4 protein-coding genes are annotated in these 3,200 nt (G+C 65.8%); 2 read left to right on the forward strand and 2 right to left on the reverse strand.

The genetic code is table 11. The annotated features are described in order from the left end of the window. Positions 1–744 (reverse strand): ATP-dependent metallopeptidase FtsH/Yme1/Tma family protein (locus QOD90_RS08810; RefSeq protein ID WP_526348714.1); only part of this gene is annotated, 744 nt, incomplete at its 3' end. Between the two features lie 156 nt (positions 745–900). Beyond that, on the reverse strand, positions 901–2,025 hold the full coding sequence (locus QOD90_RS08815; RefSeq protein ID WP_526348716.1) for a right-handed parallel beta-helix repeat-containing protein: 1,125 nt from the start codon (positions 2,023–2,025) through the stop codon (positions 901–903). A gap of 109 nt (positions 2,026–2,134) precedes the next feature. Between QOD90_RS08815 and QOD90_RS08820 the strand changes: the two genes are divergently transcribed. Together QOD90_RS08820 and QOD90_RS08825 are read left to right on the forward strand one after the other, a co-directional pair. Further along, the gene (locus tag QOD90_RS08820; protein WP_526348718.1) at positions 2,135–3,097 is read left to right on the forward strand and encodes an alpha/beta fold hydrolase; all 963 of its coding nucleotides are present in this window, start codon (positions 2,135–2,137) and stop codon (positions 3,095–3,097) included. Continuing rightward, positions 3,094–3,200 (forward strand): hypothetical protein (locus QOD90_RS08825; RefSeq protein WP_526348720.1); only part of this gene is annotated, 107 nt, incomplete at its 3' end. The genes QOD90_RS08820 and QOD90_RS08825, both read left to right, overlap by 4 nt.

The following is a 3,200-nucleotide window of genomic DNA, read 5'->3' on the forward strand; positions in this document are numbered from 1 at the left end:
CTGGTCGAAGAGGTCGCGTACGCGTGAGGCGCCGACGCCGACGAACATCTCGACGAAGTCCGAACCCGAGATCGTGAAGAACGGCACGTCGGCCTCACCGGCGACGGCGCGCGCGAGCAGGGTCTTACCGGTTCCCGGCGGCCCGTAGAGCAGTACGCCCTTCGGGATCTTGGCGCCGAGGGCCTGGTAGCGCGACGGGTTCTGCAGGAAGTCCTTGATCTCGTAGAGCTCTTCGACGGCCTCGTCGGCGCCCGCGACGTCGGCGAAGGTGGTCTTCGGGTGGTCCTTGGCCAGCTGCTTGGCCTTCGACTTGCCGAAGCCGAACCCCATCCGGCCGCCGCTCTGCATGCGCGAGAACATGACGAACAGCCCGACGAGCAGCAGCACCGGCAGCAGCAGCATGAGCCACGACCCGAGCACGCTGCCCTGGTTCACCACGGTGTTGGTCTTCACGTTCTTAGCGCTCAGCGCGTCGAACAGCTGCACGCCGTAGCCGGTGGGATAGAACGCGATGACCTTGTTGCCGTCGTCGCCGACGCCGTTCTTCAGATCAAGTCGAACCTGCTGTTCGCGGTCGTCGATCTGGGCGCTGTCGACGTTGTCGGCGTTGATCTGGGACATGGCGACCGACGTGTCGACGGGCTTGTAGTTCCGGGTGTCGTCGCTGAAGAAGTAAAACGCCCAGCCCACCAGAAGGACGGCGGCGATTGCCGCGAGGGTACGGATGACGTTCTTTCGGTTCATCGTTGTCGTCAGCCAGCGGCGATTCTGCCGGCCAGGTCCTTCCGATAAGCACAGCTGGGGTTTGTTCAGGCTACCGCTAGACCAACGTCCGATTGTTCCCGACGGCTAGTCGGGGGAAAGTTCGACGCGCTCGTCGACCCGGCGGGGACCGAATCTCTACTTCGACGCCTCGCCGCTGCCGCCGTAGATGCCGAGCTCTTCACCGTCTGCGCCCCTTCGGAGCGCGGGGCTCGACGAGGAGTCCTTGACGTCGCCGCCCGCGGTGAAGTGGCCGTTCGTCGACTGCAGGTGGTAGTCGCCCTTCGCGGCGTCGACGAAGAGCGGATCGACGGGTTCGACGATGCCGGTCCCGAACGTGACGGGGATGCCCTCGGGGTGCTCCCTCTGCACCATCGAGGTCGAGATCGTCACGGTCGCGGACTGGCAGGTATCGCTGCAGCCGGCGTTGACGTCGCGGCCGACCGCGTTGTTGAAGAAGATCGAATTCTTCACCTCGTACGCGTCGGGCACGTCGCGACCGTGATCGGTCTGGATGCCCGCGCCAGGCGCCCCACATCCGACGTCGAGTGCGTTGACGTTGGTCATGTGGTCGAACGAGGCGATCGTGGGGCCGCCTTCGTAGGCGGAGTCGAGGAAGACGTTGGAGCCGCAGTTCGCGTCGAACAGGTCGTGATCGCTGTTGCAGGTCGCGCCGTCGTCGCAGAACAGGCCGCCGCCTGCGTTGCCTGCGGCGTTTCCGCGGAACACGTTCCACGACAGGCTCGCGGTGGTGTGCTGGTCGCCGCTCGGGTCGGAGCCGACGAACAGTCCGCCGCCCCAACCGGTCACGGTGTTGTTCGTGAAGACGTTGCCGGTGATGGTGAGCTTGGTGGCGAAGAGGTAGATGCCGCCACCGTGAGCGCTCTCGGCCTCGTCGCCCGAATTCCCGTCGACGACGTTGTTGGCGAACGTGACGTCGCTTCCCTTCGCGGGGTCTGCGATCGCTCCCGCGCCGCCGCGGAAGCAGTGGTTGTCCCTGAAGACGTTGCCCTCGATCGTCGCGAACGGCGCGCTCGCCGTGCCATCACCGCTTGCCGACGCATCGACGTACACGGTGCACTTCGGGATCTCCCGCGTTCCCACGGAGGCGACGGTGCGCGCCGCGGGTGCATCGGGTTTCGACGTGGTGGCGGAACCTGCCGCGCCCTGCTCGTGACGGTCCGGTGCGGCGGTGCAGGCGGCGACCGCGAAGACGACGAGGAGGGGCAACGCAGTGAGAATCGGCATCCGTGCGTCTCGCATCGGAGGGTGCCTCCTTTTCTCGATGCTCATTAGAGCGCAGTAGCGACCCCGATCAACCGCTAATCGTCAGGTGGTTGTCACCACTTCGGGGCTGTGCTTGGCTGCGGAAGTGACCTCGTCTACCGAACGGTTAGTTGACACCAACGGCGTGCAGTTGCGGGTGACGGAGGCAGGCGATCGCGGCGCTCCCGTCGTCGTGCTCGCACACGGCTTCCCCGAACTGGCCTACTCGTGGCGCCACCAGATCCCCGCGCTGGCCGACGCCGGCTACCACGTGCTCGCTCCCGATCAACGCGGCTACGGCGGATCCTCGCGGCCCGAGTCGATCGAGGACTACGCAATCTCCTCGTTGTGCGGTGACGTCGCAGGGCTTCTCGACGACGTCGGCGCCGAGAAGGCGGTGATCGTGGGCCACGACTGGGGCTCGGTGGTCGCGACGAACTTCCCGCTGCTCCACCCGGATCGGGTCTCCGCGGTGGTCGCGATGAGTGTCCCGCCGATTCCCCGGTCGCCGTCACCGCCCACCGAGATATGGCGAGCGGTGTTCGGAGACAACTTCTTCTACATCCTCTACTTCCAGGAGCCCGGCATCGCCGACGCCGAGTTGAATGGCGATCCGGCGCGGACGATCCGCCGGATGCTCGGCGGACTGAGGGCTTCCAGCGACCAGAACGCGATCGTCTCCATGAGCACACCGGGACCGGAAGGATTCATCGACCGGCTGCCGGAGCCCGACGGGCTACCCGACTGGATCACGCAGGACGAAATCGACCACTATGTCGCTGAATTCACCCGCACCGGCTTCACCGGCGGACTCAACTGGTATCGGAACTTCGATCGCAACTGGGAGCTGACGGAGTCGGCGCCATCAGCGACCATCGACGTGCCGACGCTGTTCCTCGCCGGCAGCGCCGATCCGGTACTCGGCTTCACGGCTCGCGACCACGTCGACGAGATCGTGACGGGGCCGTACCGCGAGATCCTGTTCGACGGCGCGGGGCACTGGCTGCAGCAGGAGCGCGCCGCCGAAGTCAACGCCGCACTGCTCGAGTTTCTGGAGGAGGTCAAGTGAATCAGCCGCTCAACTTCGGGGTGTTCATCACGCCGTTTCATCCAGTAGGCCAATCCCCCACCACCGCACTGGAATACGACCTCGAACGCACGGTGGCACTGGA

The sequence above is a fragment of the Mycobacterium sp. genome (genome assembly GCF_032161845.1).
Classification (GTDB): domain Bacteria; phylum Actinomycetota; class Actinomycetes; order Mycobacteriales; family Mycobacteriaceae; genus Mycobacterium.